At 63.4% G+C, this 5,957-nt stretch carries 5 protein-coding genes and 1 pseudogene; 5 read left to right on the forward strand and 1 reads right to left on the reverse strand.

Going from position 1 to position 5,957, the window contains the following annotated elements; translation table 11 throughout:
• Positions 1-347, reverse strand: a 347-nt coding sequence (locus AC1D00_RS23100; RefSeq protein ID WP_477012242.1) for a LysR family transcriptional regulator, incomplete at its 3' end; no start/stop codon positions are given.
• Positions 348-502: 155 nt separating this feature from the next.
• Between AC1D00_RS23100 and AC1D00_RS23105 the strand changes: the two genes are divergently transcribed.
• From AC1D00_RS23105 to AC1D00_RS23125, 5 genes and pseudogenes are all read left to right on the forward strand, one after another.
• Positions 503-1,483, forward strand: coding sequence for a Bug family tripartite tricarboxylate transporter substrate binding protein (locus AC1D00_RS23105; protein ID WP_025576042.1), 981 nt, complete (start codon positions 503-505; stop codon positions 1,481-1,483).
• A 16-nt stretch (positions 1,484-1,499) separates the two neighbouring features.
• On the forward strand, positions 1,500-2,282 hold the full coding sequence (locus AC1D00_RS23110; protein ID WP_477012243.1) for a dienelactone hydrolase family protein: 783 nt from the start codon (positions 1,500-1,502) through the stop codon (positions 2,280-2,282).
• A 638-nt stretch (positions 2,283-2,920) separates the two neighbouring features.
• Complete coding sequence (locus AC1D00_RS23115; RefSeq protein ID WP_135178963.1) at positions 2,921-3,421, forward strand: (2Fe-2S)-binding protein; 501 nt, start codon at positions 2,921-2,923, stop codon at positions 3,419-3,421.
• A gap of 83 nt (positions 3,422-3,504) precedes the next feature.
• Positions 3,505-5,847, forward strand: a complete 2,343-nt coding sequence (locus tag AC1D00_RS23120) for a xanthine dehydrogenase family protein molybdopterin-binding subunit (protein ID WP_477012244.1) — start codon at positions 3,505-3,507, stop codon at positions 5,845-5,847.
• Positions 5,848-5,860: 13 nt separating this feature from the next.
• Positions 5,861-5,957 (forward strand): annotated as a pseudogene (locus AC1D00_RS23125) (FAD binding domain-containing protein); the annotation flags it as partial.

The raw sequence follows: 5,957 nt of genomic DNA on the forward strand, positions 1-5,957 counted from the left end.
CGCCGGGACAGCCGATCTACGAGAGCGGAAACAAAGCTCGCCGCCAGAAAGGCTGTGCTTCCAATCCGCACTTCTCCAACGGTGGGGTCGGCCAGAAATTCGATGCTCTTCACGCCCCGACGCAGTTCGTCGAAAACGGCGGCGCCGCAATCGAGCAGGGCGCGACCGCACTCGGTCGGCTCGACGCCGCGACGGTGGCGATCCAACAAGCGGACGCCGAACGCAAGCTCGAGCTCCGCGATCGATCTCGAAATATTGGGCTGAGTCGTATTGAGCATGCGCGCCGCCTTGCCCATACTGCCGGCCTGCACCACCGCCATGAGCACGTGCAGGTCCTGCAGCTTCATTCGCTTTCCGATGCGATCGCTCATCTGCATCAAAGCACCCATTTCCGTTCTGAGATGATATCATCAGACAATAGCCTTATGTGCTTATGACAGCATCAACTATCCTCGGCGTTGAAGAGAGCCGGCGCGCGTGCGGGTTCGACTGAGCAAAGCCTATGACTCCCTCCCGACGTCAATTTCTGCACCTCGCAGCGGGGGTGGCCGGTCCGCCTCTGCTGTCGGGTCTGGCTTACGCGGATACTTACCCCTCGCGGCCGGTCCGGATCATGGTTGGCTTCGCCGCGGGCGGCCCGAATGACATCCTTGCGCGCCTGATCGGGCAATGGTGTTCGGAGCGGTTCGGCCAGCAATTTATCGTCGAGAACCGCCCCGGAGCTGGCAGCAATATCGCCACTGATGCGGTCGTGCGCGCGCCTCCGGACGGCTACACGCTTCTGCTGGTTGGCTCCCCCAATGCGATCAATGCGACGCTTTACGAAAATCTCGATTTCAATTTCCTGCGGGATATTGCGCCGGTCGCGAGCCTGACCCGCGGCGCCCTGGTGATGGTGACACATCCATCGGTTCCTGCCCTTACAATTCCAGAGTTCATCGCCTATGCCAAAGCCAATCCGGGGCGACTCTCCTATGGGTCGGGCGGCGTGGGCGGGATCACCCATATCGCCGCGGAACTGTTCAAACAGGAGGCCGGCGGGCTTGATCTTCAGCATGTGCCCTATCGTGGCGTAGCGCCCGCGATCACGGATCTGCTCGGCGGACAGGTGCAGTTCGTCTTTGCGAACCTGGCGACATCGATCGGATACATCGGCAGCGGCAAGCTGCGCGCGCTCGGGATCACGACGGCAGCGCGATCCGAAGCGTTGCCGGATGTGCCAGCCATTGGCGAATTCGTGCCCGGTTATGAGGCGAGTTCGGTGTTCGGCCTCGGCGCGCCGAAACACACGCCAGCCGAGATTATCGATCGCCTCAACAGGGAGGCCAACGCCGCGCTGGCCGATCCCACGTTCAAGATGCACCTCCGTAGCCTCGATGCCGCGGAACTGGCCGGCTCGCCTGCCGATTTCGGCAAGGTCATGGCCGGTGAAACCGAGAAGTGGGCCAAAGTGATCAGCCTCGCGAAGATCCGACTGGAGTAGCGCTGCGGGGTCTCAGATGGCTGCGGCCTCCATGCCGCGCCTCCCGGCCAGACCCGACGTTGGCCTCTACATCGAGCTAAGTGCTGGATCGGATATGCAGGGGAAGTTCAGCAAGATTTGCGCGAAAGGCGGCAGCGCGTTCGATTGCTATCTGGTCACGCCCGAGCCTGAAAAGCCGGTTGCTGCCATTGTGCTTGCTTCTGCTATCCATGGCGTGGATGCCGACATGCGCGCAATTGCCGACGAGCTTGCGGCATCTGGCTTCATCGTCGCGGTGCCCGATCTGTTTTGGCGGTCGATTGCCGGCCTACTTTCGCGCAGAGATCCGCGCGCGGCCCAGCGTGCACAGCCGCGCCCGGAGCAAATCAGAGCCGGCGAAGACGATTTGATCGACACGTTGAGGCACCTCGGCACACTGCCGCAATTCAATGGGCAGGCGGCCGTCATGGGATTTTGCTACGGCGGTCCGTATGCGATCCTCGGGCCGAAGCGACTTGGCTATGCCGCCGGTATCTGTTGCCGCGGATCCCAGATGCTGGACTATCTTCACGAGCTTGTCGGGGTCCGCGAGCAAGTCTGCCTCATTTGGGGCGACGATGACGATCGCGCGCCGGTCGAGGTGCTGGAGGCGTATCGTAATTTGGCGGCGAGCATGGAAAACGTCGAAGTGCACATCTTTCCCCGAGTGCGCCACGGTTACATGATGCGGGGAAGCCCGTCCTTCGATCGGGCGACACACGATTTTTCAATAAAGCGCACCCGTGAAATGCTCGAAGGTCTCAAGTCGGCAGTTCGTTGAAAGCGCCTATTCCACCTGGTCCTGCAAAAGGTAGATATCGGATCGACTGAGAATGCCGTCCATCGGTGGACTGCGCCGCTCGTCCCGCGCTCGCAACCGGATTGAGCGATTTATCGACAGCGCACAATGTCGTCGGGTGGCGAGGCGCCACGACAGGCCTGCTGCCAGTTCAACTCGTATCAATCAGGCTATGGATGTGCCTTGACGAGTGCGCGTCCCTGGACGACCCGGCAAGCGCAGCTTGCCGGTGGCGGCTTGCTGCATCGCCACGAACAAAATCAATGACTTAGCCTGCGGACGCCTACTACCAAGATCGCGATTACAACGGCGTGAGCGCGTGCTCCTATTCGTCGCAACGAACAAGACATCAAAGGGAGAAAACGACGCGCGGGGAGCGCCGACGTCCAGGGCCAGCGCTTCGCGCTGGCGGTTGAACCCAGGCCGCCATCGACGAAGCGGAGATCGCAAGGTCGCGCCACGCACTGGCGGCGGCTCGGAACATCGCGGCCGAATCGCGCACCTGCGACAACCGTCACGATGACCTTTCCATGACGCGCGTCCCCCAAAATCCCAGTTGCAAAGTTCCGTTCGCGCTGTCTCTAATTGGAATAACTACAAACATTCGGGAGGACTTCACCGTGTCTACAGTCAAACTGACAGTGAACGGCAAGGCCGTTGCTGTCGACGTCGAGGATCGCACGCTGCTGGTCCATCTCCTGCGCGATCACCTCAACCTCACCGGCACCCATGTCGGCTGCGACACCAGCCAGTGCGGCGCCTGCGTCGTGCACATGGACGGCCGCGCAGTGAAATCCTGCACCATGCTGGCGGGACAGGCCGACGGCGCCAGCATCACCACCATCGAAGGCATCGCCAAGGGCGACGAACTGCACCCGATGCAGGCCGCCTTCCGCGACAATCACGGCCTGCAGTGCGGCTATTGCACGCCGGGCATGATCATGTCGGCGATCGACATCGTGCACCGCCATAATTCTCAAGGAGCTGGCGGCCAGCTCGACGAGGCCACCGTCCGCCAGGAGCTCGAAGGCAATATCTGCCGCTGCACCGGCTACCACAACATCGTCAAGGCCGTGCTGGATGCGGCTGGACGCATGAAGGTTGCGCAGGCGGCCGAGTAAGGCCGCCCGCCTCGAACGAAGACCACCGCTGCGGCTTTCGATGGAAAGCGCAGTCAAAATAATTCCGGTCGGGAGGACCAGACATGGGTGTTGAAGGCATCGGCGCGCGAGTCGTGCGCAAGGAAGACAAGCGTTTCATTACCGGCAAGGGCCGCTACGTCGACGACATCAAATTGGTGGGCATGACCCATGCCCATTTCATCAGAAGCTCGCACGCGCACGCCAAGGTGAAGAAGATCGACTCGTCCGCGGCGCTGAAGATGCCGGGCGTGGTCGCGGTGCTCACCGGACAGCAGCTGGTCGACGACAAGGTCGGCAACCTGATCTGCGGCTGGGCCATCACCTCCAAGGACGGCAGCCCGATGAAGATGGGCGCATGGCCGGCGATGGCGCCGGAGACGGTGCGTTTCGTCGGACAGGCCGTCGCGGTCGTGATCGCCGACAGCAAGAATCTGGCGCGCGACGCGGCGGAAGCTGTCGTCGTCGATTACGAGGAACTTCCCGCGGTCGCCGACGTCCACGCCGCGATCAAGCCCGGCGCGCCGCAGCTTCATCCTGAGGCGCCCGGCAACCAGGTCTATGACTGGGTGATCGGCGACGAGGGCGCCACGGATGCGGCTTTCGCCAAGGCCGCCAATGTCGTGAAGCTCGACGTCACCAACAACCGCCTCGCGCCGAACGCGATGGAGCCGCGTGCGGCGATCGCCGATTACGACGCCGCGGAAGAGCATTTCACGCTCTACACGACGTCGCAGAACCCGCACGTCGCCCGCCTCGTGCTGTCGGCGTTCTACAACATCGCCCCCGAGCACAAGCTGCGGGTGATCGCTCCCGACGTCGGCGGCGGCTTCGGCTCCAAGATCTTCATCTATCCCGAGGAGATGGTGGCGCTGTGGGCCTCGAAGAAGGTCGGCCGTCCCGTGAAATGGACCGGCGACCGCACCGAGGCCTTCCTCACCGACGCGCATGGCCGCGACCATGTCACCCACGCCGAGATGGCGTTCGACGCCAGCAACAAGATCACCGGCCTCAAGGTGAAGACCTACGCCAATTTCGGCGCCTACATGTCGCTGTTCTCCTCGTCGGTACCGACCTATCTCTACGCGACGCTGTTGTCGGGCCAGTACAACATCCCGGCGATCCATGCCGAGGTGATCGGGGTCTACACCAACACCACGCCGGTCGACGCCTATCGCGGCGCGGGCCGCCCCGAGGCGAGCTACCTGATCGAGCGGCTGATGGAGACGGCCGCGCGGCAGCTGAAGGTCGATCCGGCGGCGCTGCGCCGGACCAACTTCATCACCCAGTTCCCGCACCAGACGCCCGTGATCATGGCCTATGACACCGGCGACTTTAACGCTTCGCTCGATGCGGCGATGAAGGCGATCGACTATGCCGGCTTCGCCGCGCGCAAGGCCAAGGCCAAGGCGGACGGCAAGCTGCGCGGCATCGGCGTGTCCTGCTACATCGAGGCCTGCGGCATCGCGCCGTCGAAGGCCGTCGGCAGCCTGGGTGCCGGCGTCGGTCTTTGGGAATCCGCCGAGGTCCGCGTCAACCCGGTCGGCACGATCGAGATCCTCACGGGCTCGCACAGCCACGGCCAGGGTCACGAGACCACGTTCTGCCAGCTCGTCGCGGAGCGCCTCGGCGTTCCCATCAGCCAGGTCTCGATCGTCCATGGCGACACCGACAAGGTGCAGTTCGGCATGGGCACCTACGGCTCGCGCTCGGCGGCCGTCGGCCTCACCGCGATCCTGAAGGCCATGGAGAAGATGGAGTCCAAGGCCAGGAAGATCGCCGCGCATGCGCTGGAAGCGTCGGAAGCCGACATCGTCATCGAGAACGGCGAGTTCAAGGTGACGGGCACCGACAAGGCGATCGCCTTCCCGATGGTCGCGCTCGCGGCCTACACCGCCCACAACCTGCCTGACGGGATGGAGCCGGGCCTGAAGGAAAGCGCCTTCTACGACCCGACCAACTTCACCTTCCCGGCCGGCACGTATATCTGCGAGCTCGAGGTCGATGCCGGCACCGGCAAGACGAGTTTCGTCAACTTCGTCGCCGCCGACGATTTCGGCCGGCTGATCAACCCGATGATCGTCGAGGGGCAGGTCCATGGCGGCCTCGCCCAGGGCATCGGGCAGGCCCTGCTCGAGCACGCGATCTACGATGCCAATGGCCAGCCGGTCACGGCCTCGTTCATGGACTACGCCATGCCGCGCGCCGACGACCTGCCCTCGTTCAACCTCTCCCACACCACGACGCTGTGCCCGGGCAATCCGCTCGGCATCAAGGGTTGCGGTGAGGCCGGCGCGATCGGCGCCTCTGCGGCCGTGATCAATGCGATCACGGATGCGATCGGCAAGAACAACCTGGAAATGCCCGCAACCCCCGACCGGGTGTGGCGCACGATCCACGCGGCTTAAGGGAGGAACGAAGATGTACCAGACAACCTATCATCGCGCTTCCTCGGTCGACGAAGCCGCCAGCCTGTTCGGCAAGAGCAGCGAGGCAAAATTCCTCGCCGGCGGCCAGA

The sequence above is a fragment of the Bradyrhizobium sp. P2_E8 genome (assembly GCF_056403875.1).